At 60.8% G+C, this 26,256-nt stretch carries 18 protein-coding genes, 4 tRNA genes and 1 riboswitch; of the genes, 16 read left to right on the top strand and 6 right to left on the bottom strand.

Features of this window, described 5'->3' with window-relative positions; genetic code table 11:
• The gene (locus ACZRMO_RS14710; protein WP_463973315.1) at positions 1-5,934 is read right to left on the bottom strand and encodes a dermonecrotic toxin domain-containing protein; all 5,934 of its coding nucleotides are present in this window, start codon (positions 5,932-5,934) and stop codon (positions 1-3) included.
• A gap of 288 nt (positions 5,935-6,222) precedes the next feature.
• Here ACZRMO_RS14710 and ACZRMO_RS14705 point away from each other — a divergent pair, with 288 nt between their 5' ends.
• The 7 genes from ACZRMO_RS14705 to astE all read left to right on the top strand — a co-directional run bounded on the left by ACZRMO_RS14705 (position 6,223) and on the right by astE (position 14,112).
• Positions 6,223-7,443: an aspartate aminotransferase family protein gene (locus ACZRMO_RS14705; protein WP_463973314.1), complete on the top strand. Its 1,221-nt coding sequence runs from the start codon at positions 6,223-6,225 to the stop codon at positions 7,441-7,443.
• 221 nt (positions 7,444-7,664) lie between these two features.
• Entirely contained in the window at positions 7,665-8,684 is a 1,020-nt protein-coding gene (aruF, locus tag ACZRMO_RS14700) for an arginine/ornithine succinyltransferase subunit alpha (protein WP_124528191.1), read from the top strand.
• 51 nt (positions 8,685-8,735) lie between these two features.
• The gene (gene astA / locus ACZRMO_RS14695; RefSeq protein WP_463973313.1) at positions 8,736-9,761 is read left to right on the top strand and encodes an arginine N-succinyltransferase; all 1,026 of its coding nucleotides are present in this window, start codon (positions 8,736-8,738) and stop codon (positions 9,759-9,761) included.
• Positions 9,758-11,227: a succinylglutamate-semialdehyde dehydrogenase gene (gene astD, locus ACZRMO_RS14690; protein WP_463973328.1), complete on the top strand. Its 1,470-nt coding sequence runs from the start codon at positions 9,758-9,760 to the stop codon at positions 11,225-11,227. Before astA ends, astD begins: the two co-directional genes overlap by 4 nt.
• Positions 11,228-11,432: 205 nt before the next feature.
• Complete coding sequence (gene astB, locus ACZRMO_RS14685; protein ID WP_463973312.1) at positions 11,433-12,779, top strand: N-succinylarginine dihydrolase; 1,347 nt, start codon at positions 11,433-11,435, stop codon at positions 12,777-12,779.
• A 25-nt stretch (positions 12,780-12,804) separates the two neighbouring features.
• Positions 12,805-13,095, top strand: coding sequence for a hypothetical protein (locus tag ACZRMO_RS14680; protein ID WP_003214319.1), 291 nt, complete (start codon positions 12,805-12,807; stop codon positions 13,093-13,095).
• A gap of 12 nt (positions 13,096-13,107) precedes the next feature.
• Entirely contained in the window at positions 13,108-14,112 is a 1,005-nt protein-coding gene (astE, locus tag ACZRMO_RS14675) for a succinylglutamate desuccinylase (RefSeq protein ID WP_463973311.1), read from the top strand.
• Here the strand turns inward: astE and ACZRMO_RS14670 are convergent.
• A complete protein-coding gene (locus ACZRMO_RS14670; protein WP_463973310.1) occupies positions 14,109-15,452 on the bottom strand; it encodes a M91 family zinc metallopeptidase in 1,344 nt (447 codons plus the stop codon). The two genes, astE and ACZRMO_RS14670, sit on opposite strands and share 4 nt — an antisense overlap.
• A 341-nt stretch (positions 15,453-15,793) precedes the next feature.
• Complete coding sequence (locus tag ACZRMO_RS14665; RefSeq protein ID WP_463973309.1) at positions 15,794-16,306, bottom strand: 6,7-dimethyl-8-ribityllumazine synthase; 513 nt, start codon at positions 16,304-16,306, stop codon at positions 15,794-15,796.
• A gap of 88 nt (positions 16,307-16,394) precedes the next feature.
• Positions 16,395-16,564: riboswitch (FMN riboswitch) on the bottom strand.
• Between the two features lie 190 nt (positions 16,565-16,754).
• Between ACZRMO_RS14665 and ltaE the strand changes: the two genes are divergently transcribed.
• From ltaE to mgtE, 8 genes are all read left to right on the top strand, one after another.
• Complete coding sequence (ltaE, locus tag ACZRMO_RS14660) at positions 16,755-17,759, top strand: low-specificity L-threonine aldolase (protein ID WP_463973308.1); 1,005 nt, start codon at positions 16,755-16,757, stop codon at positions 17,757-17,759.
• A 146-nt stretch (positions 17,760-17,905) separates the two neighbouring features.
• Entirely contained in the window at positions 17,906-20,524 is a 2,619-nt protein-coding gene (gene alaS / locus ACZRMO_RS14655; RefSeq protein WP_207046560.1) for an alanine--tRNA ligase, read from the top strand.
• Positions 20,525-20,621: 97 nt separating this feature from the next.
• The gene (locus ACZRMO_RS14650; RefSeq protein WP_017738212.1) at positions 20,622-21,863 is read left to right on the top strand and encodes an aspartate kinase; all 1,242 of its coding nucleotides are present in this window, start codon (positions 20,622-20,624) and stop codon (positions 21,861-21,863) included.
• Positions 21,864-22,038: 175 nt separating this feature from the next.
• Positions 22,039-22,227 carry a carbon storage regulator CsrA gene (csrA, locus tag ACZRMO_RS14645; protein ID WP_003175645.1) on the top strand — a complete coding sequence of 63 codons (189 nt, stop codon included), beginning with the start codon at positions 22,039-22,041 and terminating at the stop codon, positions 22,225-22,227.
• A 62-nt stretch (positions 22,228-22,289) separates the two neighbouring features.
• A tRNA-Ser gene (locus ACZRMO_RS14640) sits at positions 22,290-22,380 on the top strand.
• A gap of 107 nt (positions 22,381-22,487) precedes the next feature.
• Positions 22,488-22,564: transfer RNA gene (locus ACZRMO_RS14635), tRNA-Arg, on the top strand.
• 72 nt (positions 22,565-22,636) lie between these two features.
• A tRNA-Arg gene (locus tag ACZRMO_RS14630) sits at positions 22,637-22,713 on the top strand.
• 349 nt (positions 22,714-23,062) lie between these two features.
• Positions 23,063-24,505 carry a magnesium transporter gene (mgtE, locus tag ACZRMO_RS14625; RefSeq protein ID WP_463973307.1) on the top strand — a complete coding sequence of 481 codons (1,443 nt, stop codon included), beginning with the start codon at positions 23,063-23,065 and terminating at the stop codon, positions 24,503-24,505.
• Positions 24,506-24,608: 103 nt separating this feature from the next.
• Here the strand turns inward: mgtE and ACZRMO_RS14620 are convergent, their stop codons facing one another.
• The 3 genes from ACZRMO_RS14620 to ACZRMO_RS14610 form a co-directional block, all read right to left on the bottom strand.
• Complete coding sequence (locus tag ACZRMO_RS14620) at positions 24,609-24,935, bottom strand: Arc family DNA-binding protein (RefSeq protein ID WP_003193592.1); 327 nt, start codon at positions 24,933-24,935, stop codon at positions 24,609-24,611.
• A 392-nt stretch (positions 24,936-25,327) separates the two neighbouring features.
• Positions 25,328-25,507: a PA3371 family protein gene (locus ACZRMO_RS14615; RefSeq protein ID WP_207046561.1), complete on the bottom strand. Its 180-nt coding sequence runs from the start codon at positions 25,505-25,507 to the stop codon at positions 25,328-25,330.
• A gap of 10 nt (positions 25,508-25,517) precedes the next feature.
• Positions 25,518-25,745, bottom strand: a complete 228-nt coding sequence (locus ACZRMO_RS14610; protein WP_448183447.1) for a hypothetical protein — start codon at positions 25,743-25,745, stop codon at positions 25,518-25,520.
• Positions 25,746-26,070: 325 nt separating this feature from the next.
• Here ACZRMO_RS14610 and ACZRMO_RS14605 point away from each other — a divergent pair.
• Positions 26,071-26,147: transfer RNA gene (locus ACZRMO_RS14605), tRNA-Arg, on the top strand.
• Positions 26,148-26,256 lie beyond the last annotated feature (109 nt).

The following is a 26,256-nucleotide window of genomic DNA, read 5'->3' as shown; positions in this document are numbered from 1 at the left end:
TCACTCCTCTTGTGGGCGCGGGTTCGCAGTGGGCTGGTCCAACGGCGGCGTCAACGCGTTGCCTTGCTCATCGACAGTCGCCTCTGCCACATGGAAATCAATGCCGGTGCGTTCGTAGTAGGTGCGCAGGTAGTCGATGCTCTGTGCGGACAACGGGTTCGCGCTCAAGTCCGAGTCTTCGCTGAAGGTGGCCATCATCTCCAGCAAATCGCTGGTGAGCTCGCTGATCTGGTTCTGGCTCAGGTCCAGGGTGTGCAGGCTATGGAGTGAAAACACACCTTGGGGCAACTGGCTGAGCCGGGCGTTACGCAAATGCAATGAAGTGACTTGGCTCAGTTGGCTGACATCCGGTGCCAGGGTCAGAGGATTGTTGCTCAGGTCGAGGAAATCCAGCTCCGTCAGGTCACCCAGCGTGCGGCTGGTGGTTGGCGTGAGGGTGATTGCACAGGCCGACAAGTCGAGGCTGGACAATCGCGGCATGCTGAAAACCGAGGTGGGGATCGCACCCAGGTGACAATGATTCAGGCTCAACGATTGCAGGTTGGGGAAGCCTTGCAAGGTGCCATCGACTGCGGTGGTACCGCCGTCGCCGGTGTATTGAAACCAGGACACATGCTCGAATCGCGCGCTCAGCTGCGGCAGATTGCCCATGATCGGCGTGTCCAGGATCAGGGCGTGGGTCAGCGCGTCATCCAGGCTTTCTTCATCTTCTTCGCCCTCGCGGCGCCAGGTCTGTTCCAGCAGCGTCTTGAAGTCGTTGCGTAACAGTTGCTGGCGCGCACGTTCTGCTTCATCCAATGGAATATCCAACACAGGGTGGCGCTCGGGCACCGCCAGTGCCCACTGTTGCAGGTCGGTGCTGAGTTGGGCGTACTCGGCTTCAAGGCTGGCCAGTGCGCCTGCTACCGACTGCATCGTGCCGGGCAGTTGAAACACGAACCGGTCGGCCTCGCCCGGCGTCAAGGTCGGGTAAAGCCTTAGCAGGCGCTGGCGTTCGGCCTCGGGTACCTGGGCGTTGAAATGCTCCTGTCGCGCCTGGCTGTAGCGCTTGACCTGCTCCAGTGTCGAAGCAGACAGCGGGTTGCCGGACAGGTCGAACGCCCGGCTCATCGATGCCGGCAGATCGAACAATGGCGCCGGCAGCTGTTCGATGAAGTTGTTGCTCAGGTCCACCCTGATGCGCGGCACATGGCTGACCAGGCTGGCGGGCACCTCCTGCAAGCCGGTGTTACTCAGCAATACGCTGACCAGGTGGGGCAATTGATGAAAGTCCGGTATCAGGCCCAGGGGGTTGTGGCTCAGGTCCAGGTATTCCAGGCCCTGCATGCCCTGCAGGGCCTGCGCGTGTGCTGGCGACAACGTGAGGGTGCAGCGTTGCAGGCCGAGGAACGTGAGGTTCTGGCGGGCCAGTATCGAGGATGGAATCTGCCCAAGCCTTGCGTTTTCGATATTGAGGATGTCGAGATCGGGGAAGCTTTCGAGAAACCCCTCAGGTCGCAACGCGCGGCCGTTGCCTTGGATGATCAGGGAGCGCACGTGCCTTAAGCGAGTGCTGAGGGTGGGCAGGTCGCCCGACAGCGGTGGTTCGATCACCAGCGAGCGCGCCAGATGAGTTTCCTGCGGTGGTTCTCTGCGCCAGCTTTGTTCCAGTAATTGCCGCAACGCTCGGCGCCGAGCCTGTTCCAGGTGGGGAAGTCTCGGCACGTCGGCCCAGGTACTGAGTTCCTGTCGCAGGGTGTCCAGTTCTGCAGCCAGACGTGCCAATTCAGCGCGTCCGCCTTCGATATCGCCGGGCAGGGAGAAAATGAACCGGTTGATCGCGTTGCCGTCGAGCGAGGGATACAGCTGTTGTGCTTCACGGATATCCGCAGGGTGGGCATCGACCTCCCAATGGGTACCGTGGGTTTGAAAGTAGGCTTTTATCCGTTGCAGGGTCGGCGTCGACAGAGGGTTTCTCGATAAGTCGAACTTTTGGCTGACGCTCACAGGTTGTTCGAACAGCGCATCTGGCAGTTCGCTTATCTGGTTTTCGCTCAGGATGGCGGCCTCCAGGTCGGTGCGGCTGAGTACGCCGGGCGGCAGGTGATCGATGCCGGTGTGGGTCAGGTCCAGGGCGATCAAGTCGCGCATGGCTTCCACGCTGGGCACCTGGCCCAAGGGGTTGTGGTCGAGTGCGAGGGTCTGCAGGCGGCTCATCGAGGCCAGTTCAACCTGATTGGCCGTCGTCAGTACAACGTTGCAGTCGCTCAGGCTGAGGGTGTTCAGGTTGGGCCAGGTATGCACCTGCAAAGGCAGGGTGCCGAGGGGGACGTTGCGCACATCCAAATGGCGCACCTGATGAAAGCTGGCCAGAAATGTCTGCGCACCTTGGCTGGTGCGTGTACCGACCAGAGACAGTAATGACACATGCGCAAAGTTGGCCGTCAGGCTGGGCAATGGCCCGATGATCGGCAGGTTGAGTCGCAGGGAATAACCATCGCGTGTCGGATCATCGAAGTAGCTGTCGATTTCGCTCTCCCGGCGCCAGGCCTGCTCGATGCATTGCGCTAGATGCCAGCGATTACGCTGGTCGTAGCGGCGCTCGCCCGCCGACAGGGCCTGACCGGTCAGTGGGTGCTGGTTCGGCGTGGCGTCGCGCCACGCGGCGAGGTCGTTTTGCAGTTGCCGATATTCCTCGGTCAGGGCTGACAGGCGATTGGCCGCGCCACCCGGCTGGCGTTCCAGGTGCTCGAGGAGGGTGCGCAGCCGTGCACTATCGAGGCGTGGGTACAGCCGCCCGGCACGTTCCAACAAGGTCGGTTGTTGCTGGGCAGGCGCCGGTAATGCGACGTAACCGTCGTTGTTGCCCAGCAGGCGCAATGTTTCCCGCGTCGGTGGCTTTGGCATGCCCTCATCGAGCACTACCCGCAGCGCTTCACGGGGCAGGGGCTGTTGGCGCAGGCGACGCTTGAGTTCGAGGCTGTCGGTGATCTGGATATTCAACGCATTGCGCTGGGCGTCGGGCAGGGCCTTGAGGATGGCGCTGTACAGGTCGGTTTCACCGAACAGCGGGCCACTACCGTTGTAGGGGACATAGCGGCCGTCGAGGGTGCGCACCAGTGTCCGGACGATACGGGCATCCTCAGGCCCGACGCTGTTCCACACCTCGCCCTGCAGCGAGTAATGCCGCGCCACCAGGCGTATGCGCGCCGACCAGCCGGGGAGCAGTTTCAGTGAGTTCATGGCCAGGCGGTCGGTGTCCAGGCTGTCCGCCACCACCAGATGCTGGCCCTCATAGGCGCGGTTGAGGCGTACCTCCTGCCACGCCGCACGTGCGAGTTCGGCGAGGCGCGCAGGGGTGCGTTGTTGGTCGAGGGCCTGCAGTTCTGCGCCAGTGGCATGGCTGAGCAAATGCTCGGCCACCTCGATCGGCAGGCTTGGCGCCGCGTCTATCAGGCGTCGCGTCCCAGGGTCCGAGGTTTGTTGCAGCGGCCTGTAGCGTGAGTCGAACAATTGCGCGCGTTCGCGTTCGGCGATGTCCGCCAGCCGACGGCGCAAGTGCTTGACGCGGGTTTGCAGGCTCAATTGCGGGTCGCTGGCGCGCTCGCCGAATGAGGCGCGGATTTCGTCGGGCGTGAGGGCCATGAGGACGGTCTTGAGCAAATCGCCGTTGCTTAACTGAGCCTCATGCACCTGCACCACGGGGCGGTGGTTCTCACCAAAGCGCCACACAATGTTGCCCTGGGCATCGAGAAAGCGCAGGGCCTTGGAGACGGGCCAATAGCCGTAGCTGGTGAGCAGTTGCAGTTGATCCTGCGGGTCGATGGCGTGATAGACCGCTGGATCATCGCTGCGCAGTTGTTCGATCAACTGACCGATGGCGCGGTCGATGCGCAGCCGTGTCAGGGTATCGGCAAGCAGCGGCGGCAAGGGGTCGCCGTTAAGGTGCATCCTGCGTAAGGCAGCCTCTTCGACACCGCTCAATTGCAGGGCCAGGGCGCGATCGCTATCGCTGAGTGGGTGCGCGCGGTGGCCCAGGCGCTGCAGAAGGGTCGGCTGGTCCCAGTGCAGGGGGTGTTCAAGTTCCGTGTGCCAGGCACCGGCGCCGTTGTGGGTCAGGACGGGGCGGTAGGCGTCCGTTCGGGTGGGATGTTTGATGACGTACTGCTCGGTGCCGGTGACCTTCTCCACGGCATAGTGCTCGCCTGCCAGCGCCAGGATGTCTTCGTCGCGTATGCGCAGCAGCCCCAATCGGTCATGGCCGAGGCGGGGCGGCACGTTGAGGGTTTGCTGGTAAGGCTCAAGGTCCGGTTTCCAGTAGCGATTTTTGCCATCGGCCAGGGTCACGGGTTTGAAACCGTCGATGAATGCGCGCACGTCCTGCGGTAACAGCTTGCGCAACTCGCTGGCGCCAATGGTACTGCCGGCGGCGAATGTACCGGCTTGCACCAGTGTTTCGAGCACGCTCATCAGGTGGCCGAACGCCTCGGTGCGCAGGCCTTCAGCCCAGTCGACGATACCTTCGAAGGCGTCATCCAGCAGTTGGTACGCCATGTAGCCCAGCATCAGTTCGCCGAGGCCGGGAATGAACGGCGCCGCCACCAGCAGCACGGCGTTGAGAATCGAAGACGCGACCTTGACCAGCGCATCCCATCGCGCCCAGCGGGCATTGCGGTCGGCATCGGCGGTGGGTACCGCACGCGTCCGTGCGTCGTTCAGCAGTTGGTTGAGCCTCTGTTGGTACTGGTGCTGCCACAGGTCTCCACCGATCGCCGATGCGGCAAATTGCAGCTTGGGCGCCGCACTGGGTTCTTCACGCCAGGGCGCCAGGCCGCTGCCGGGCTGGGACGGGTGCCAGGTGATAGTGGCCAGGCGCTGGTTGAGACCGGCGAAAAACACGCCGAGCTGGTCATGGGGTATGAAGCGGCTGAAAAAGCGCTGGTAGGTTTCCTCGCGCAACTGTTGCGTCAGCGCTCGCTGGAAGGCCCGGGCCGAGCTGTACTCCTTGATCGGGTGCTTTGGGTCGTCAGGGATGTAGGCCACCAGGCGCTGCACGGTACGGGTCTGTTCCAGGTCTGGCGCGAACAGCAGGATGCCGGTGAGCGGCACGTCCATCATGCTCAGGGCGTGGCAGCGCAACGGCAGGCGGTTGAAGGTCGCGCCGGGTTCGTCGGCAAGCAGGTTTTCGATCGCCAGGGCGTAGTCCGCCTGGATGTCGCCTTGTAGGCGCGCCAGTTGCAGCGACGCGTGCAGGGCGGCCTTCTGGCTGGCTACAACCTTGTGTTGCAGCACGGCACTGGCGAGCGGTTCATCCAGGCCCAATTCGGTGCGTAAATGGCGAGCGTAGCGGGCGCCGATATCCAGCTCGCGACACAGGCCAATGAAGGCCGCAATCGGCATCACCTGCTTGACCGCCGGCAAGGTGTCGAACTGGCCACTGCCGGAGGGGCGGGTGATATAGCTCGACTGCGCCTCGTAGGCGTTGGGGCGGGTCTCCTTGAAATCAAAATTGTGCAGCGCCGCGTCCAGCAGCGATACGGTCAAGGTGCGTGCACCACCGGAGCTGATGGCCGGGAACCAGGGCAGGTGTTGAGGGATGTAGAGGCGCAGGAACAGCGTGTCGGTGTTGACGTCCAGGCTGTAGCGCGAGAGCAGGGCGTCTTCAAGGATCGGCTTGGCGAATGCTTTTGCATCCTGAAGTTTCTCCAGTGTTTGCTCGACGCGGGAGCGGGCTTTCCAGTGCTCGGCCGTCAACTGCCGTAACCGGCGTTTGTGCGCGGCGGGGGCCGTCGGCATGGCCTTGGCATGCCTGGGATTGGCGCTGTTCAGGGCCGCCCGACTGTGAGTGGAGGCCTGGCCCAGCCAGTCCGGGAAGCTGTTTTGCAGCGGGGCGTAGTGGGTGTCCGGGTGTCGCGTGTCCTCGGCCAACGGGGGCGAGGTGGAGGTGGTGGTCATGGGGTTGATCTCTGGAACCAAGAAAACTGCCAGTAAATCAGCCGCACGAAGGCGCATGAGCTTAGATAGTTAGGGCGCGGCCCCCGCATTCATCCTGCCGCAAACCTGCGCGGCAGTTTAAACTGCGCCTTTGCGACGCTATTTGTCGCATTGGCGTAAACCCGCCAAAAACGGGGGGTGGCGCTATAAGAAGTTGTCGCTTGGCGACAAGGCTGCACTGAAAACTGTCCTTACAATCCCTGCATCGCCCGCCATGTCCAGGCAGGCGTTCCTCTTCAGGAGACTCCGATGTCCGTTGAGCAAGCCCCGGTGCAACGTGCCGATTTCGACCAGGTCATGGTTCCCAACTACGCACCTGCCGCCTTCATCCCCGTGCGTGGCGAAGGCTCCCGTGTCTGGGACCAGGCGGGCCGCGAGCTGATCGACTTTGCCGGCGGCATCGCGGTCAACGTGTTGGGCCACGCCCACCCGGCGCTGGTCGGTGCGTTGACCGAACAGGCCAACAAGCTGTGGCACGTGTCCAACGTCTTCACCAATGAGCCGGCCTTGCGCCTGGCGCACAAGCTGATCGACGCCACTTTTGCCGAGCGCGTGTTCTTCTGCAACTCCGGCGCCGAGGCCAACGAGGCCGCGTTCAAGCTGGCCCGTCGCGTCGCGTTCGACCGTTTCGGCACTGAGAAGTACGAGATCATCGCCGCGCTGAACAGCTTCCACGGCCGTACCCTGTTCACCGTCAACGTCGGTGGCCAGTCCAAGTACTCCGATGGTTTCGGGCCGAAAATCACCGGCATCACCCACGTGCCTTACAACGACCTGGCTGCGCTGAAAGCTGCCGTGTCGGACAAGACCTGCGCGGTGGTACTGGAACCGATCCAGGGCGAAGGCGGCGTACTGCCGGCCGAGCTGGCTTACCTGCAAGGTGCCCGCGAACTGTGTGACGCGCACGACGCGCTGCTGGTGTTCGACGAAGTGCAGACCGGCATGGGCCGCAGCGGCAAGCTGTTCGCCTACCAGCATTACGGCGTGACCCCAGATATCCTCACCAGCGCCAAGAGCCTGGGCGGCGGTTTCCCGATTGCAGCGATGCTCACCACCGAAGCGCTGGCCAAGCACTTGGTGGTCGGCACCCACGGCACCACCTACGGCGGCAACCCGCTGGCTTGCGCGGTGGCCGAAGCGGTGATCGACGTGATCAACACCCCTGAAGTGCTGGCTGGCGTGAACGCCAAGCACGCTCAGTTCAAGGCGCGCCTGGAGCAGATCGGCAAGCAGTACGGCATTTTCACCGAAGTGCGTGGCATGGGCCTGTTGCTTGGTTGTGTGCTGAGCGACGCGTTCAAAGGCAAGGCCAAGGACGTGTTCAACGCGGCCGAGAAAGAAAACCTGATGATCCTGCAAGCCGGCCCGGACGTGGTGCGTTTTGCGCCGAGTCTGGTGGTGGAAGAGGCGGATATCACTGAAGGTCTTGACCGTTTTGAACGTGCAGTAAAAACCCTTACACACATCTGACTGACCGGGCCGGGTCAAGGGTGGGAGCGGGCTTTTGTGGCGAGGGAGCTTGCTCCCGCTGGAGTGCGAAGCGCTCCCAGGATTTTGGGGCCGCTACGCAGCCCAGCGGGAGCAAGCTCCCTCGCCACAGCAAGCCCGCTCCCACATTGGATCCATGTGAATCCAGATTCCGTGCCCGGCATTTTTCCCTCTATGAGTTTTTCGAGTTAAGGAGTGACACCATGCTGGTGATGCGCCCCGCGCAAATGGCTGATCTGGGCGAGGTACAGCGTCTGGCTGCGGACAGCCCGATTGGTGTCACTTCCTTGCCGGATGATGTCGAACGCCTCAGCGACAAGATCGCCGCCAGCGAAGCGTCTTTCGCGGCCGAGGTGAGTTTCAACGGTGAAGAAAGCTATTTCTTTGTGCTCGAAGACACCGAGACCGGCAAGCTCGCCGGGTGTTCGGCCATTGTCGCGTCGGCCGGCTACTCGGAACCGTTCTACAGTTTTCGTAACGAGACCTTCGTGCACGCGTCCCGCGAGCTGAAGATCCACAACAAGATTCACGTGCTTTCCCAGTGCCACGACCTCACCGGCAACAGCCTGCTCACCAGCTTCTACGTGGTGCCCGAGCTGGTCGGTTCGCCGTGGTCGGAACTCAATTCCCGTGGCCGCCTGTTGTTCGTCGCCAGCCACCCCGAGCGCTTTGCCGACTCGGTGGTGACCGAGATTGTCGGCTACAGCGACGAGAACGGTGACTCGCCGTTCTGGGACGCCATCGGTCGCAACTTCTTCGACCTCAACTACGCCGCCGCCGAGCGCCTGTGCGGGCTGAAAAGCCGTACCTTCCTCGCCGAGCTGATGCCGCACTACCCGATCTACGTGCCGCTGCTGCCCGACGAAGCCCAAGAGGCCATGGGCCAGGTACATCCGCGTGCGCAGATCACCTTCGACATCCTGATGCGCGAAGGCTTCGAGACCGACCATTACATCGACATCTTCGACGGTGGCCCGACGCTGCATGCACGGGTCTCGGGCATTCGCTCCATCGCCCAGAGCCGCGTGGTGCCGGTGAAGATCGGCGAGATGGCCAAGGGTGTCGGCCGCCAGTACCTGGTGAGCAATGCATCGTTGCAGGATTACCGCGCGGTGCTGTTGGAACTGGACTACGCCCCCGGCAAGCCGGTGACCCTGGACCTGGCCGCAGCGGAAGCGCTGGGTGTCGGCGAAGGCGCGAGTGTGCGTCTGGTTGCGGTTTAACACAGAGTTTCGCGGGTGGCCTTTAGCGGGCGGCCCGTCTGAGGAGATAGCATGATCGTTCGTCCCGTACGCAGCAGCGATTTACCTGCCCTGATTGATCTGGCGCGCAGCACCGGCACCGGCCTCACCACCTTGCCGGCCAACGAAGAGCGCCTGACCCACCGGGTGGGCTGGGCCGAGAAAACCTTTCGCGGCGAAGCCGGGCGTGGTGATGCCGACTACCTGTTCGTGCTGGAAAACGACGAAGGCCGCGTGGTGGGTATTTCCGCCATCGCTGGCGCCGTTGGCCTGCGCGAGCCTTGGTACAACTTCCGGGTCGGCCTGACGGTCAGCGCCTCCCAGGAACTGAATATCTACCGCGAAATCCCCACGCTGTTTTTGGCCAACGACCTCACCGGCAACTCCGAGCTGTGCTCGTTGTTCCTGCACGCCGATTACCGCACCGGCCTCAACGGTCGCATGCTGGCCAAGGCGCGCATGCTGTTTATCGCCGAGTTCCCGCAGCTGTTTGGCAACAAGATCATCGCCGAGATGCGCGGTGTGTCCAACGACGCCGGGCGTTCGCCGTTCTGGGAAAGCCTGGGCCGGCACTTCTTCAAGATGGAATTCAGCCAGGCGGATTACCTCACTGGCGTGGGCAACAAGGCGTTTATCGCCGAGCTGATGCCGAAGTTTCCGCTGTACAGCTGCTTCCTGTCCGAGGATGCGCGCAACGTGATCGGCAAGGTCCACCCGGACACCGAACCGGCGCTGAGCATGCTCAAGAGCGAAGGGTTCAGCTACCAGGGCTACGTCGATATCTTCGACGCGGGCCCGGCAGTGGAGTGTGAGACCGGCAAGATCCGTGCAGTGCGCGACAGCCAATCGCTGGTGCTGGCCATCGGCACGCCGGGGGACGACGCTACGCCGTTCCTGATTCATAACCGCAAGCGCGAGGAGTGCCGCATCACGGCCGCTCCGGCCCGTCTGGCGGCAGGCACGCTGGTGGTCGATCCGCAGACCGCCAAGCGCCTGCAACTGGTGGTGGGTGATCAAGTACGTGCTGTTCCGTTGTCTGCTGCTCGGGAGTCGAAATAATGAATTCGCTGTATATCGCAGGTAGCTGGCTGGCGGGCCAGGGTGAGTTGTTTGAATCGCGCAACCCGGTGACCCAGCAAGTATTGTGGGCTGGTAATGGCGCCACCGCCGAGCAGGTTGAGTCGGCTGTGCAGGCTGCACGCCAGGCGTTTCCGGCCTGGGCCAAGCGTTCGCTGGAAGAGCGCATCGGTGTGTTGGAAACGTTCGCCGCCACCCTGAAAAAGCGCGCCGATGAAATCGCCCGCTGCATCGGTGAGGAAACCGGAAAACCGCTGTGGGAGTCGGCCACCGAAGTCACCAGCATGGCCAACAAGATCGCCATCTCGGTGCAAAGCTACCGCGAGCGTACCGGCGAGAAGAGCGGTCCCCTGGGCGACGCCACCGCCGTGCTGCGCCACAAGCCCCACGGTGTGGTGGCGGTGTTTGGTCCGTACAACTTCCCCGGCCATTTGCCCAACGGGCATATCGTCCCGGCGCTGCTGGCGGGCAATACCGTGTTGTTCAAGCCAAGCGAGCTGACGCCGAAAGTCGCCGAGCTGACCGTGCAATGCTGGATCGAAGCCGGTTTGCCTGCTGGCGTGTTGAACCTGCTGCAAGGCGCGCGGGAAACCGGCATCGCCTTGGCGGCGAATCCTGGGATCGACGGGTTGTTCTTCACCGGTTCCAGCCGCACCGGCAATCATCTGCACCAGCAATTCTCCGGGCGCCCGGACAAGATCCTCGCCCTGGAAATGGGCGGCAACAACCCGCTGGTGGTGGATGAAGTGGCCGACGTGGATGCGGCGGTCTACACCATTATCCAGTCGGCGTTTATCTCCGCTGGCCAGCGTTGCACCTGTGCCCGTCGCCTGTTGGTGCCAGAAGGTGCATGGGGCGATGCGTTGCTGGCGCGCCTGGTGGCGGTCAGCGCGACGATTGCAGTGGGTGCGTTCGACCAGCAACCGGCGCCGTTCATGGGCTCGGTGATTTCCCTGGCGGCCGCCAAAGCCTTGATGGATGCGCAGGAACTGATGCTTGCCAACGGCGCCGTGGCGCTGCTGGAAATGACCCAGCCGCAGGCTCAGGCCGCGCTGTTGACGCCAGGCATTATCGATGTGACCGGCGTGACCGAACGCGAAGATGAAGAGCTGTTTGGCCCGCTGTTGCAGGTGATTCGCTACGCTGATTTTGCAGCGGCGATTGCCGAGGCCAACAACACCCAATACGGCCTGGCCGCTGGCTTGTTGTCGGACTCCGAAGCGCGCTACCAGCAGTTCTGGCTGGAAAGCCGCGCGGGGATCGTCAACTGGAACAAACAGCTGACCGGCGCGGCGAGTACTGCACCGTTTGGTGGGGTAGGGGCCTCGGGCAACCATCGCGCCAGTGCGTATTACGCGGCGGATTATTGTGCGTATCCGGTGGCGTCGCTGGAAACGCCAAGCTTGGTAGTGCCCGCCACGCTGACCCCAGGTATTACGCTGAACTAAAGATGCAACCGATCCAATGTGGGAGCTGGCTTGTCGGGCCGCCGCATCGCTGCGATGCAGACGACTCGGTCTTTCAGATACACCGAGGTGATGCCATCGCAGGCAAGCCAGCTCCCACATTGATCGGGTTTGCAGATATAGAGTTGCGGTGATTTAGAAAACGCAGTTGAAGCCTATAAAAACAGATGTTCGTGGAGCCTCGCCGATGAAATCCTATGAAGTCAATTTTGACGGTCTAGTGGGGCCGACCCATAACTACGGCGGCTTGTCCTTTGGCAACGTCGCGTCCCAGAGCAACAGCCAGCAGCACTCCAACCCCAAGGAAGCGGCGTTGCAGGGCCTGCAAAAAATGAAAGCCCTGATGGACATGGGCTTTGTGCAAGGCGTACTCGCACCGCAGGAACGTCCCGATGTGGCCGCCTTGCGCCGCCTCGGCTTCAGCGGCACTGACACCCAGGTGATCCAGCAAGCCGCCAAGGACGCCATGCCGTTGCTGGTGGCAAGCTGCTCCGCATCGAGCATGTGGGTGGCCAACGCCGCCACGGTCAGCCCAAGCGCCGACACCTTTGACGGCCGCGTGCATTTCACCGCCGCCAACCTGAACTGCAAATACCACCGCAGCATCGAGCACCCGACCACCAGCCGTGTGCTGGGGGCGATGTTTGCCGATCAGCAGCACTTCGCCCACCACGCCGCCTTGCCGGCGGTGGCGCAGTTCGGTGATGAAGGCGCGGCCAACCACACGCGTTTCTGCCGTGAGTACGGTGAAGCCGGCGTGGAGTTTTTTGTGTTCGGCCGCAGTGCGTTCGACAGCCGTTTCCCGGCGCCGCAAAAGTACCCGGCGCGCCAGACGCTTGAAGCGTCCCAGGCGGTTGCGCGCTTGCATGGCTTGAAGGACGAGGGCGTGGTCTACGCCCAGCAGAACCCGGCCGTGATCGATGCCGGTGTGTTCCACAACGACGTGATCGCCGTGGGCAATGGCGAAGTGCTGTTCTATCACGAGGATGCGTTCCTCAATACCGAACAGATGCTGGCTGAGCTGCAAGCCAAGCTGGGCAAGCTGGGCGGCAACTTCCAGTCCGTGTGCGTGCCCCGCGCCCTGGTCAGCGTCGAGGACGCGGTGCGTTCCTACCTGTTCAACAGCCAGTTGCTGACCCGCGCCGATGGCTCGATGCTGCTGATCGTGCCGGAAGAATGCCGCGCCAACGAGCGTGTCTGGAACTACCTGCAAGGCTTGACCGCGTCGGGTGGGTTGATCCGCGAAGTCAAAGTCTTCGACCTCAAGCAAAGCATGCAGAACGGCGGAGGCCCAGCGTGCCTGCGTTTGCGCGTGGCGTTGAATGAAACGGAACTGGCGGCGGTGAATCCAGGGGTTATCATGACCGCGCCGTTGTACGAAACACTGACCCAGTGGGTAGGCAAGCACTACCGCGACAGCCTGCGGGAAACCGATCTGGCTGACCCGCAGTTGTTGCTTGAATGCCGGACGGCACTGGATGAACTGACGCAAATCCTTAAACTGGGCTCGGTTTATCCTTTCCAGATCAATTAACGCCGCACGGCTGAGAGTTATATATATGACCACCGACACCCTGAAACTGATTCTTGAAGACACCGACGGCACCCAGCTGGAAACTTCCTGCACCCGCGTCGCCGTGGTGTGGCAGGGCAAGGAAATCTGGATCCAGCACGACGGCCGTGGCCAACTGCTGATCGGTGTGGACGTGGAAGAAGGCGACGCCGAGTACGCCAACCTGCTGATGCGCCCATTGGCCACCAACCTGATGAGCCTGCAACTGGAAATGGAACCGGCCGACGTTGAAGGTGATGACGACGATCACGTTCACGGCCCAGGCTGCAACCACTAAGGAAGTGTGCTTATGCTCGCCCTCGGCAAACTGCTTGAACTGACCCTCGCCGGTCGTGAACCGGCGCAAAAAATTCAACTGACTGTCGACGGCGTGCAGATGCGCTGGCTCAGCGAGGGCGCCCTTGAAGTGCGCCCGCCGCAGGGCAAGGACGATGGCGGCGACCTGCTGCTGTCGTCTGGCATCCATGGCAACGAAACGGCGCCGATCGAACTGCTTGACCGCCTGTTGCATGGCATCGCCCGTGGGGAGATCAAGCCCCGCAACCGTATTCTGTTCCTGTTCGGTAACCCCGAGGCCATGCGCCGCGGCGAGCGTTACCTGGAACTGGACGTCAACCGGCTGTTCAATGGCCGTCACGAACAAAACATCGGCCCGGAGGCGATGCGCGCCGCCGAGCTTGAGCAACTGGCCCGCAGCTTTTTCAGCTTGCCTGACCGCTCGCGCCTGCATTACGACCTGCATACCGCGATTCGTGGTTCGAAGATCGAGCAGTTCGCTCTGTACCCGTGGAAGGCTGGGCGCCAGCATTCGCGTCGCGAGCTTGCGCGTCTGCGCGCCGCGGGCATGGAGGCGGTGCTGTTGCAGAACAAGACCTCCATCACCTTCACCGCCTTTACCTATGAGCAACTCGACGCCGAAGCCTTCACCCTGGAGTTGGGCAAGGCGCGGCCGTTCGGGCAGAATCAGGGGGTGGACGTTTCGCGGCTGGAAACCCGTTTGAAGCAGATCATTGAAGGCACCGAGCCTGAGGCCGACAGCCTCGATGGCTTGAAACTGTTCGCCGTCGCGCGGGAAGTCATCAAGCACAGCGACGCCTTCCTGCTGCACCTGCCAGCGGATGTGGAGAACTTTTCGGAGTTGGAAAAGGGCTACCTGCTGGCCGAAGACGTCGCCAAGACCCGCTGGGTGATTGAGGAGGACGATGCGCGCATCATCTTCCCCAACCCGAAGGTGAAGAATGGCTTGCGCGCAGGGATCCTGATCGTGCCGTGCTCGGACGCAGCACTGGTTTAACGATTCGTGGGGGTGGGGGAGTACGATGTGCGCGGGGGCAGCCCCAGTTCCTTGCGGAAACCGTTCTCCGTGTAGGCTTCTGGATTGGTTGACGTTGGCGGCGTCTCGGGGTCGAGGTCGAAATCGAACGGGTCCATGGCGATCGGCAGCCCCACCGCCTGGCGTTCGGTGTTTCGCACGTCTTCAGTCGTGCTGCCCAGGGTCTCTGCCGTAGCGCCAGCCACTGCCGTGCCGGTCACTGCGTTATAGGCGTGACACAGCTCATGGTACAAGACAACGATGGGCGGAAAACTCTGCGGGCTGAGTACTTGGGGGCTGAGAAACGGGTTGTACTGGATCAATCCTCCGTAGGCTGGGACGCCGGGTTGTCCATCGCGAATAAAATAGGAGTCACGGGAATAGCCGGCTTCGAACGTGGCTCTCTCTTGATCGGAAAACCTGACGTAGACTGCCCGGCCGCCTGCCTGCGCGGCGTTATCCAGGGCTTGCAGCATTTTTTGCCCATAGGGTGAGAGGCGCAGCAAGTTGAGGTCGGCCTCCACGCGCGCCACGAAGTCTGGCGAGCCTTCGATGATTACGCCGGTTTTACCCGCATCGCTTGGCGCCACCACGACATGGTTGACCGCCGCGAAGTCGTCGGGGAACAGTACCGCAACGACCTGCTCGGCCAGCGCCGGTGATTGAGTCGAGAGTTTTTCAATCAGCCACTTGAGGCGTTCCTGCGCGGTGATGGGGACCAGTGTGTCGCCGGGCTGTCCGTAGACCTTGTCGATGGGTTTTAACTGGGTCACCCGGTTTTGTCCCTTGCCCGGGTAGATGACGTTGGTGCTGCTGCCCGCCTGGAGGGTGTCATTGCCGTCACCGCCACAGAGCACGTTGTGACCCTCGCCGATACCGCCGACGATAACGTCATCGCCAGGCCCTGCGTCGATGAAGGTGAGGCCCGGCCCGGCCCGGGCAATATCTTCTCCTTCTCCCAAATAGACCCGTGCTGGACCAACGCTGGTAATGCGCACGTTATCGTCACCAGGGCCGCTTTCCATGTCGCTCTCACCCGACGTGATGTGGATCGTATCACTGCCTTCGCGGGACAGGATGGTGGAGTAGTTGCCCCCTACACGCAGGTAGTCGTCTCCGGCGCCGGCATCAATCTGGACGGGGTGTTTTACGTTGTCGTCGATGTAAATGAAATCGGCACTCGCCCCGGTGACCAGCAGCATCTTCTGGGTGAGGGAGGACGGGGTGATCTGGTACAGCACCTGTCCCAGATAGAGGTGCAGGACATTGTCGACGGCTGTCAGCCAGAGGTGGTTTTGGTCGTCAGCGATTTCGAATTTCAAGAAGTCTTCATGGGGCTCTGGTAAACCCACGATTTGTCTCTTGTACCGGATGATGGTGAGGTGACTGTCTGTGTAGAGGTCAGTCTCGTGGCGAATATCGTGAGGAGTGCGTCTTTCGTCGTCGGTGAGGGTCAGGCTACCGCCGTGGACAGCGTGTATGGCGCTGGGTGTATCAGGCACAAAGTGGGGGCGAGTCATGTTCGAACGGCCTCATGCAAGTTGCCGGCTGGGAATCAGCCGATGGCTTACTAGGCCGCACAAACCCGAGGGGACGGTGGTAGATGCTTGAACGTAAAACGCCCCGGTCACGTGAGTGAGCGGGGCGTTTTTGGCTGGCGGGTTTAGACCGCCAGTTTTTGCGGCTCGTCGCTGCGACGGATCGCGCGAACTTTGCGCAGGGTATCGGCGCAGGTCTTGGCCGCTTCCTGGCCCTTGTGCACAAAGTGCTCGTAGAAGAACGTGTGGTGCTCACTGCCGGCGTGGAAGTGATGCGGCGTCAGGGACACCGAGAACACCGGCACTTCGGTTTCCAGCTGCACCTGCATCAGCCCACTGACCACTGATTGAGCCACGAACTCGTGGCGGTAGATGCCGCCGTCCACTACCAGCGCAGCGGCAACGACACCGGCGTAGCGGCCGGTCTTGGCCAGCAGTTTGGCGTGCAGGGGCATTTCAAAGGCGCCGCCGACTTCGAAGAAATCGATGTCCGATTCCTGATAGCCCTGGGCGATCATTTCGGCGAGGAAGCCTTTGCGCGATTGGTCGACAATATCCTTGTGCCAGCAGGCCTGGATAAACGCGACGCGCTCGCCGTGGTGGTTTTTGCTTTTGCTGTCGATTGCGGTGGGTTGCATGTTCTGACTCCTGTTTAAGAAAAAAACAGGGCGATATGAATCGAATGGGATTTAAGGGTGCGCAAGACGAGCGGCCCTTAGGTGCCAATCCCGTTCTCTCTTCATCCGGACTATGACCGTCGGCCCCGGGATCACACCGGGTCTGCTGACCTTGTCGCCGTCCTGCGTGAGCAGTTCGAGGCGCCAAGCGCTCGCGGGCTATACACATTGCGTGTAATTACCGCCGGTGGGGAATTGCACCCCGCCCTGAGAACGTTGCCACCAGAACCCTGGCGGCGGAGAGTTTTTATCATGGTTTTTCAAAAACTGCACGGCTGCCGTATCGATAAGCTATATCGGTTTGTTTGGTTGGTATTCGATTGAATATGCCAGGGGCTTGATATTCCGTGGCGTTGCCCGCAGTAATGATCTTCAAAAGGACTTATCCAATCCCCAAGAGGCCTGTTTCATGTCTGTGATCGACCTGCGCAGCGACACCGTGACCCAACCCACACCCGGCATGCGGGATGCCATGGCCAACGCCGCCAGTGGCGACGATGTGTATGGCGAAGACCCCAGCGTCAACCATCTGGAAGCCGAAATGGCCAAGCGCCTGGGCTTCGCCGCCGCGTTGTTCGTGCCCACCGGCACCATGAGCAACCTGCTGGCGCTGATGGCGCACTGTGAGCGCGGCGAGGAATACATCGTCGGCCAGCAAGCCCATACCTATAAATACGAAGGCGGTGGCGCGGCAGTGCTCGGTTCGATCCAGCCGCAGCCGCTGGAAGTGCAGGCGGACGGCTCCCTGGACCTGGACCAGGTGCGGGAAGCGATCAAGCCCGACGACTTCCACTTCGCCCGCACGCGCCTGCTCGCATTGGAAAACACCATGCAGGGCAAGGTGCTGCCCCTTGAGTACCTGGCCAGGGCGCGGGCGTTTACCCGTGAGCATGGTCTGGCGCTGCACCTGGACGGCGCGCGGATCTACAACGCGGCGGTCAAGCTGGGGGTGGATGCGCGGGAGATCGCCGGGTATTTCGATTCGGTCTCGGTGTGCCTGTCCAAAGGCCTGGGTGCGCCGATTGGCTCGGTGTTGTGTGGTTCTACGGCGTTGATCGCCAAGGCGCGGCGTTTGCGCAAGATGGTCGGCGGCGGCATGCGCCAGGCCGGCTCGCTGGCGGCGGCGGGGCTATACGCGCTGGATCACCAGGTGCAGCGCCTGGCCGACGACCATGCCAACGCGCAATGGCTGGGGGATGAGCTGCGCAAGGCCGGCTATACGGTGGAGCCGGTGCAGACCAACATGGTCTACGTGCAGATCGGCGACCAGGCCCAGGCGCTCAAGGCGTTTGCCGCCGAGCGCGGGATCAAGTTGAGCGCCGCACCGCGCCTGCGCATGGTCACCCATTTGGATGTGAGCCGCGCGCAGATCGAACAGGTGCTGGCGACATTCGTCGAATTTTCGCGCAAATGAGCCTGCACACCGTCTAATTGAACCTTTCAATCGTATAAACACGCTGTACCACCGGCAAAGGGCCGATATAATGCGGCCCTTTGCCGTCGCTCCGTCTGATGATGTTGCGCACTGGCCTTTGGCCGCAGCCTCCGTGGAAGAACCTAATGAAAAGCGCAGAAATCCGTGAAGCCTTCCTTCGCTTCTTCGAAGAGCAAGGCCACACCCGTGTAGCCTCGAGCTCTTTGATCCCAGGCAATGACCCAACCCTGCTGTTCACCAACGCGGGGATGAACCAGTTCAAGGACTGCTTCCTGGGCCAGGAAAAGCGCGCCTACACCCGCGCCACCAGCAGCCAGAAGTGCGTACGCGCCGGCGGCAAGAACAGTGACCTGGAAAACGTCGGTTACACCGCGCGTCACCACACGTTCTTCGAAATGCTGGGCAACTTCAGCTTTGGCGACTATTTCAAGAAAGATGCGATCACCTTCGCCTGGACCTTCCTGACCGGCGTGCTGAAGCTGCCGAAGGAAAAACTCTGGGTCACCGTCTACGCGACGGACGACGAAGCGTATGACATCTGGACCCAACACATCGGCGTGCCTGAAGAGCGCATGATCCGTATCGGCGACAACAAAGGCGCGCCGTACGCTTCCGATAACTTCTGGACCATGGGTGATACCGGCCCGTGCGGCCCTTGCACCGAGATCTTCTACGACCACGGCGCCGACATCTGGGGTGGCCCACCGGGCTCGCCGGAAGAAGACGGCGACCGTTACATCGAGATCTGGAACAACGTGTTCATGCAGTTCAACCGCACCGCCGATGGCGTGTTGCATCCGTTGCCAGCGCCGTCGGTAGACACCGGCATGGGCCTGGAGCGGATCAGTGCGGTGATGCAGCACGTGCACTCCAACTACGAGATCGACCTGTTCACCAACCTGCTGAGCGCCTCGGCGGCGGCCATTGGCTGCGCCAATGAAAGCCAGTCTTCGCTCAAGGTGGTATCGGACCACATCCGTTCCTGCGGCTTCCTGATCGCCGATGGCGTGCTGCCGTCGAACGAAGGCCGTGGTTATGTGCTGCGCCGCATCATCCGTCGCGCCTGCCGCCACGGTAACAAGCTGGGCGCCACCGGCAGCTTCTTCTACAAGATCGTTGCGGCATTGGTTGCCGAGATGGGCGAAGCCTTCCCGGAACTCAAGCAGCAGCAAGGCAATATCGAGCGCGTGCTCAAGGCTGAGGAGGAGCAATTCTCCAAGACCCTGGACCACGGCCTGAAAATTCTCGAGCAGGATCTGGCTGGCCTCAAGGGCACCGTGGTGCCGGGCGACGTGGTGTTCAAGCTGTACGACACCTACGGTTTCCCGATGGACCTGACCGCCGACATCGCCCGTGAGCGCGAGCTGACCATCGACGAAGCCGGTTTTGAGCGTGAGATGGAAGCCCAGCGTGTGCGTGCGCGTTCCGCCAGCTCTTTTGGCCTGGACTACAACACCCTGGTCAAGGTTGACGTGCCGACCGAGTTCACCGGCTACAGCGCCACCGTGGGCTCGGCCAAGATCGTCGCCATCTATAAAGACGGCAAGTCGGTCGACGTGCTGAACGAAGGCGAAGAAGCGGTGGTGGTCCTGGACCAGACGCCGTTCTACGCCGAATCCGGTGGCCAGGTCGGTGACTGTGGCTTCCTGAGTTCGACGTCGGGCCGTTTTGACGTGCGCGACACCACCAAGACCGGCGGTGCGTTCCTGCATCACGGTGTGATGGTGCTGGGCAACCTGACGATCGGTGCGCCGGTCGATACCCAGGTCGATGCCGATGTACGCCACGCCACTGCACTGAACCACTCGGCCACGCACTTGCTGCACGCCGCGCTGCGCCAGGTCCTGGGCGATCACGTCCAGCAGAAAGGCTCGTTGGTGGATAGCCAGCGCCTGCGTTTCGACTTCAGTCACTTCGAAGCGATCAAGCCTGAGCAGATCAAGGCGCTGGAAGACATCGTCAACGCCGAGATCCGCAAGAACACCCCGGTGCAAACCGAAGAAACCGACATCGAGACCGCCAAGGCCAAGGGCGCCATGGCGCTGTTCGGCGAGAAGTACGGCGACAGCGTGCGCGTGCTGAGCATGGGCGGCGATTTCTCGGTGGAGCTGTGTGGCGGTATCCACGCCAACCGTACCGGTGACATCGCCCTGATGAAAATCATCAGCGAAGGCGGCGTGGCGTCCGGTGTGCGCCGTATCGAGGCAGTGACTGGCGCTGCGGCCCTGGCCTACCTCAATGCCGCCGAAGAACAACTCAAGGAAGCGGCCAGCCTGGTCAAGGGCAGCCGCGACAACCTGATCGACAAACTGTCCGCCGTGCTGGAGCGCAACCGCGCCCTGGAGAAACAGCTGGAGCAGTTGCAAGCCAAGGCAGCCAGTGCGGCGGGCGACGATCTGTCGGCCACGGCCCTGGACGTCAAGGGTGTGAAAGTCCTGGCGACACGCCTGGACGGTCAGGACGGCAAGGCGCTGTTGGCCTTGGTCGATCAGTTGAAGAACAAGCTCGGCCGCGCAGTGATCCTGCTCGGCGGTGTCCATGAGGATAAGGTCGTTCTGGTTGCCGGTGTAACCAAGGACCTGACTGGCCAACTCAAGGCCGGTGATTTGATGAAGCAAGCCGCTGCGGCAGTGGGCGGGAAGGGCGGTGGTCGTCCGGACATGGCGCAAGGCGGTGGTGTAGACGCTGGTGCCCTGGACGCGGCCCTGGCCCTGACCGTGCCGTTTGTCGAGGCGGGTATTTAAGGCACTGGTGGCGGGCCCATGGTCTAGTCATGGGCTCGCGCAGGTGCTGGAAGATTGGTTTATTGGGCGCCCCTTTACGGGCTGAGGCGGCTTAGAAATGGCTTTGATCGTACAGAAATTTGGAGGCACCTCGGTCGGCTCCGTCGAACGAATCGAGCAGGTGGCCGACAAGGTTAAGAAATTCCGTGATGCCGGCGACGACCTGGTGGTGGTGCTGTCGGCCATGAGCGGCGAGACCAATCGCCTGATCGACCTGGCCAAGGCTATCAGCGGTGATCAACCGCCGCTGCCGCGTGAGCTGGATGTGATCGTGTCCACCGGTGAGCAGGTGACCATCGCCTTGCTGGCCATGGCGCTGAACAAGCGCGGTGTGCCGGCTGTGTCCTACACTGGCAGCCAGGTACGCATCCTTACGGACAGCGCACATACCAAGGCGCGCATCCTGCAAATCGACGATCAGAAAATTCGTACTGATCTGAAAGCAGGACGCGTGGTAGTTGTAGCAGGCTTCCAGGGTGTGGACGAGCACGGCAACATCACCACCCTCGGTCGTGGCGGTTCGGACACCACCGGCGTGGCGCTGGCGGCGGCTCTCAAGGCCGATGAATGCCAGATCTACACCGATGTGGACGGCGTCTATACCACTGACCCGCGTGTGGTGTCCGTGGCCCAGCGCCTGGACAAGATCACCTTTGAAGAGATGCTGGAAATGGCCAGCCTCGGTTCCAAGGTGTTGCAGATCCGCGCGGTGGAGTTCGCCGGCAAGTACAACGTTCCGCTGCGCGTATTGCACAGCTTCAAAGAGGGTCCGGGCACCCTCATTACTATTGATGAAGAGGAATCCATGGAACAGCCAATCATTTCCGGTATCGCTTTCAACCGTGATGAAGCCAAGCTGACTATCCGTGGCGTGCCAGACACCCCGGGCGTGGCTTTCAAGATTCTGGGCCCGATCAGCGACGCGAATGTTGAAGTCGACATGATCGTGCAGAACGTTTCCCACGATAACACCACCGATTTCACCTTCACCGTGCACCGCAACGAGTACGATGCGGCGCTGAAGATCCTGGAGAACACCGCCCGCGAGATTGGCGCCCGTGAAGTGGTTGGCGATACCAAGATTGCCAAGGTGTCGATCGTGGGTGTGGGCATGCGTTCCCATGCCGGCGTTGCCAGCCGCATGTTTGGGGCCCTGGCCAAGGAAAGCATCAATATCCAGATGATCTCTACGTCGGAGATCAAGGTCTCGGTAGTGATCGAAGAGAAGTACCTGGAGTTGGCTGTACGCGCGCTGCATACCGCGTTCGAGCTGGACGCTCCGGCCCGACAGGGCGAGTGATGTAATGCCAGGAAGGCGCGGTTTACCGCGCCTTTCCTTTTTTTGTCGGGTGCATGTTCTTTTGCGTGGGCTCGACAATACTTAGGCGGGTAGGGCTATGGCCATCAGGTTGTAGGTCGAACGCCTTTTTTTTGCAGACTGTTGTTCCTGAACTGAAATGCGTGAGGAGAAAGGTATGTTGATTCTGACTCGTCGTTGCGCAGAAAGCCTGATTATCGGTGATGGCGAAATCACCGTGACCGTGCTCGGCGTCAAAGGCAATCAAGTGCGTATTGGGGTTAACGCTCCGAAAGAGGTAGCGGTCCACCGCGAGGAAATCTACCTGCGGATCAAGAAAGAGAAGGACGAAGAACCAAGCCTTTAATTTTTATCGTTTTTTATGTTTGCAAACGGGGAAGAACGTGGTTAATATACGCCCCGTGTTGCGGAGAGCTGGCCGAGTGGCCGAAGGCGCTCCCCTGCTAAGGGAGTACACCTCAAAAGGGTGTCGGGGGTTCGAATCCCCCGTTCTCCGCCATTATTTGCTTAGTACGTTGCAATCTGGTTTTTTCGTAAGTTGTTGAAATTAAACGAAAAAATAGCTTTACATAGAGATTGAACGGCCTATAATGCGCGGCAACAAATGCACTCGTAGCTCAGCTGGATAGAGTACTCGGCTACGAACCGAGCGGTCACAGGTTCGAATCCTGTCGAGTGCACCATTTAAGAGTCAGTTGCAGCAATGCAGGTGACTTGGCTCCAACCAGTTGTGATCTGGTCTAAAAACACAATCTGCACTCGTAGCTCAGCTGGATAGAGTACTCGGCTACGAACCGAGCGGTCACAGGTTCGAATCCTGTCGAGTGCACCATACAAACAAAAAGCCCGCCTAGTGCGGGCTTTTTGCCGTCTGGGGTTTGAGTAGGATTTATCCCGGGTTTTATCTTTTCTCCTACGCCATGTGTTTTCCTTTCGGGCTGCGTCGTCGCAGTTCATAGATCCAGCCGTTGCTCAGCTTTTGCTCGCAAGCGCTTGTTCTTTCCAGTTTTTTAACGTTTAAAGCGGTCGGGCGGTGTATCATTGCGCCCGTCAGCCCCGCCGGGGCTTGTGGAATACCTCCATGGACTTACCCAGTAGTTACTCAGTACCCCGTTTTACCAATCATGAATTGACTGATTGATCCTTCCGGCGTGCCCCGCTGCTGGGAGTGGAGTTCGCCTATGACCGAAGTAGAAGTAAAGAAAACACAAGAAAGCCTGCAGGATCGCCTGGCTCAAGTCATCGAGCTGCTGCAGCGCCAGCGCGTGGTCGAAGACCTCACGCATCGCCAGGAAGGTCCGAACCAAGACCGCGTCGAAAACCTGGTTCACCGGCAAAACCTCGTCGAGCTTCAACGCAAGCTCGATGACCTGCACTCCGCCGACGTCGCCTACATTCTCGAAGCCTTGCCGCTTGATGATCGACTGACCCTCTGGCAGTTGGTCAAGGCTGACCGCGACGGCGACATCCTCCTCGAAGTATCCGACTCGGTGCGTGAAACCCTGATCGCCGACATGGACGATCACGAGCTCCTGGCTGCGGCCAAGGAGATGGATGCCGACGAACTCGCTGACTTGGCCCCTGAGCTGCCGCGTGACGTCGTGCATGAGCTGATGGAAGCCCTCGATGGCCAGCAGCGTGAGCGAGTGCGCTCCGCGCTGTCCTATGACGAGGATCAGGTCGGCGCCCTGATGGACTTCGAGATGGTCACCATCCGCGAAGACGTCAGCCTGGAAGTGGTATTGCGTTACCTGCGTCGCCTCAAAGAGCTGCCAGGCCACACCGACAAACTGTTCGTGGTGGATTACGAAGGCATCCTCAAGGGCGTGCTGCCGATCAAGCGTTTGCTGGTCAATGACCCGGACAAGAAAGTCGCGGATCTGATGGCCAGTGATACGGTGAGTTTTCACCCGGACGAAGATGCCTACGAAGCTGCGCAGGCGTTCGAGCGTTATGACTTGATCTCGGCCCCGGTGGTCGATAAGAACGGCAAGCTGATTGGCCGTTTGACCATCGATGAAATGGTCGACTTGATTCGTGAAGAAAGTGAGACTGAAGTCCTCAATATGGCGGGTCTGCGTGAAGAGGAAGATATTTTCGCCTCGGTCTGGCGCTCGCTGCAAAACCGTTGGGCCTGGTTGGCCGTCAACCTGATCACCGCCTTTATTGCGTCGCGGGTGATTGGCTTGTTCGAAGGCTCGATCGAGAAGTTGGTGGCGCTCGCGGCACTGATGCCGATTGTGGCCGGGATCGGCGGCAACTCGGGCAACCAGACGATCACGATGATCGTGCGCGCCATGGCGCTGGACCAGGTGAGTACGGCCAACTCGTCGCGCTTGCTGCGCAAAGAGCTGGCGGTGGGCCTGATCAACGGCCTGGTGTGGGGTGGAGTGATCGGGGTGGTGGCTTACTTGCTGTACGGCAGTTGGTCGCTCGGCGTCGTGATGACGGCCGCCATGACCCTCAACCTGCTGCTGGCGGCGCTGATGGGCGTGTTGATCCCCATGACCCTGGCGCGCCTTGGGCGCGATCCTGCCATGGGTGCCAGCGTGATGATCACCGCGATGACCGACAGTGGCGGTTTCTTCATCTTCCTGGGCCTGGCAACGATCTTCCTGCTCTGATCCTGTCCTGAGGGGGCAACTCTGCCCCCTTGTTGCATCCCCTTTCCAAATTCCACGCAAAAAAAAAGCCAGCATATAGCTGGCTTCGGCTTTCAGTCGTCTATCAATTGGCTTCTGCGGCCGCCTCAACGTCGTGCGCGATAAGCGAGACGAGAGCATTTTGCTGGCGGTGGGAGAGCTGACGAAAACGCTGCAGCAGTTCGCGTTCGTGCAGCGACAGCTCGGGGCTGTCCAGGCGCATGCTCAACTCTTCGCCCAGCGCACCTTCCTGAATAAGGCTTTGCTCCAGGCGCGCGATGATTTCGGAGTTCATGCTGCGGTGATGATTGCGAGCCACCTCGGCAATGCGTTCCCGCATTCCGTCTGGCAGACGTACGACGAACTTGTCAGCCGTACGGCTGGAATAAATTGCCTGTTTCAATGGGCGCATATATTTAACCGGTTAGTTCAGGGGAGCGGTTTTTGGAATTGGCCGCAAGCGATGAGAGTTAAGACAAGGCTCACGACCAAAGTTCAACCTGAATTGCAAAGAGGCCGCATCATGCCTCAGATTTGCCAGTTCCTTGGCGTCAATTCTGTGACAAATATTGAACTGCCTAAAGGCTTAATGCCAGCACTGATTTGCTTTTTTGCGGACTGGTTGGAAAACTTTTCGACGAAAAACTTCATCCAGCAATTTTCGCCCACACCCCGGCCGCAAAAGGGCTGAAGGGCGCACATCGTATAGCAATGTGGCCTTTTGCCCTTGATTTTAAGACTAGTGGCAATCTGCCGATTTACTAGCGCGAGGCGACATAAGGTAGGCAGTGGGGAGGGGGCAGCTCAGCGCAGCACGGGGTCGAATTTGATCCGCCGGCCGACGATGAGCGTCAGCAAGAGAAGGCTCGCAAACACACCGCTGGCAATGAAGGAGGTGGTTTGCTCGTCCTGGGCGTTGACGTTGAGTCCCAGAATGACAGCAGCCAAGGTCAGGCAAAGGAACAGCCAGGCAGGTTTGCTCATGGGTACGCCCTCAGAAAACCCAGTGTTCGGAGGAGGGCGCTGCTTGCGTGCCCTGTGTCAGGTGGATGTCGGATTGTGGCTTGGCGGTCATCACGGCCAGTTGCGGGCGCTGTTGCAAGTGATGCGGCACGGGTTGGTGCAGCTGCGCGGTGTCTTCGCTGTTGCTCGATTGGAAGTGGAACATCACCAAAGCGGCCAGGGCCACGGTATTGAGAGCTAACAGAAGCGCGCTGTTCATGATCATGTTCTCCGTGGCTGGCGTGGCCAAATGGGTGTTGTAGGAGAAGTATTGCAGAACCCGTGCCAACGTTTTATTTCAATAAAATCAGCATCTTAGGTGGTTATTGAAGGTCTGTTTTCTTGCAATTTGCAATGATGGCATTTTGCAGGAGTGCATTTTGCACGATAGCGCCAAGTGCCCGTATTTACTGGGGCAGGCCGTAGTCGCCCGGGCAGGCAGCGGCCTACACTCAAAAAGCCTACGGACGACATGACAAAACCCACCTCGGCCGTTAACATGCACGCCGTCCGTCGCACTGCCCCTGGCGCAGTGACGGCCATTTGTCCCAGTAGCTCAATTGGATAGAGCATCCCCCTCCTAAGGGGAAGGTTGGCCGTTCGAACCGGCCCTGGGACACCAGATCCAAAGCCCCGCACAGATCACTCTGGCGGGGCTTTTTTATGGGCGTTCGTCAAAGAAGCGGCGAACCTTGCCGCGGTTCTGGGTTCACAGCAGGTGCGCGGCTTAT

It is taken from the genome of Pseudomonas sp. B611 (assembly GCF_055407965.1).
This window is presented reverse-complemented; position numbering and strand designations above follow the sequence as displayed.

Excerpts from the sequence above, each read along its gene's own strand:
- mgtE (WP_463973307.1), top strand. The coding sequence starts at position 23,063 with ATGACCGAAGTAGAAGTAAAGAAAACACAAGAAAGCCTGCAGGATCGC.
- aruF (WP_124528191.1), top strand. The coding sequence starts at position 7,665 with ATGCTGGTGATGCGCCCCGCGCAAATGGCTGATCTGGGCGAGGTACAG.
- ACZRMO_RS14665 (WP_463973309.1), bottom strand. The coding sequence starts at position 16,306 with ATGCAACCCACCGCAATCGACAGCAAAAGCAAAAACCACCACGGCGAG.
- ACZRMO_RS14680 (WP_003214319.1), top strand. The coding sequence starts at position 12,805 with ATGACCACCGACACCCTGAAACTGATTCTTGAAGACACCGACGGCACC.
- alaS (WP_207046560.1), top strand. The coding sequence starts at position 17,906 with ATGAAAAGCGCAGAAATCCGTGAAGCCTTCCTTCGCTTCTTCGAAGAG.
- astB (WP_463973312.1), top strand. The coding sequence starts at position 11,433 with ATGAAATCCTATGAAGTCAATTTTGACGGTCTAGTGGGGCCGACCCAT.
- astA (WP_463973313.1), top strand. The coding sequence starts at position 8,736 with ATGATCGTTCGTCCCGTACGCAGCAGCGATTTACCTGCCCTGATTGAT.
- astE (WP_463973311.1), top strand. The coding sequence starts at position 13,108 with ATGCTCGCCCTCGGCAAACTGCTTGAACTGACCCTCGCCGGTCGTGAA.
- csrA (WP_003175645.1), top strand. The coding sequence starts at position 22,039 with ATGTTGATTCTGACTCGTCGTTGCGCAGAAAGCCTGATTATCGGTGAT.
- ACZRMO_RS14710 (WP_463973315.1), bottom strand. The coding sequence starts at position 5,934 with ATGACCACCACCTCCACCTCGCCCCCGTTGGCCGAGGACACGCGACAC.
- ACZRMO_RS14610 (WP_448183447.1), bottom strand. The coding sequence starts at position 25,745 with ATGAACAGCGCGCTTCTGTTAGCTCTCAATACCGTGGCCCTGGCCGCT.
- ACZRMO_RS14615 (WP_207046561.1), bottom strand. The coding sequence starts at position 25,507 with ATGAGCAAACCTGCCTGGCTGTTCCTTTGCCTGACCTTGGCTGCTGTC.
- ACZRMO_RS14620 (WP_003193592.1), bottom strand. The coding sequence starts at position 24,935 with ATGCGCCCATTGAAACAGGCAATTTATTCCAGCCGTACGGCTGACAAG.
- ACZRMO_RS14705 (WP_463973314.1), top strand. The coding sequence starts at position 6,223 with ATGTCCGTTGAGCAAGCCCCGGTGCAACGTGCCGATTTCGACCAGGTC.
- ltaE (WP_463973308.1), top strand. The coding sequence starts at position 16,755 with ATGTCTGTGATCGACCTGCGCAGCGACACCGTGACCCAACCCACACCC.
- ACZRMO_RS14650 (WP_017738212.1), top strand. The coding sequence starts at position 20,622 with ATGGCTTTGATCGTACAGAAATTTGGAGGCACCTCGGTCGGCTCCGTC.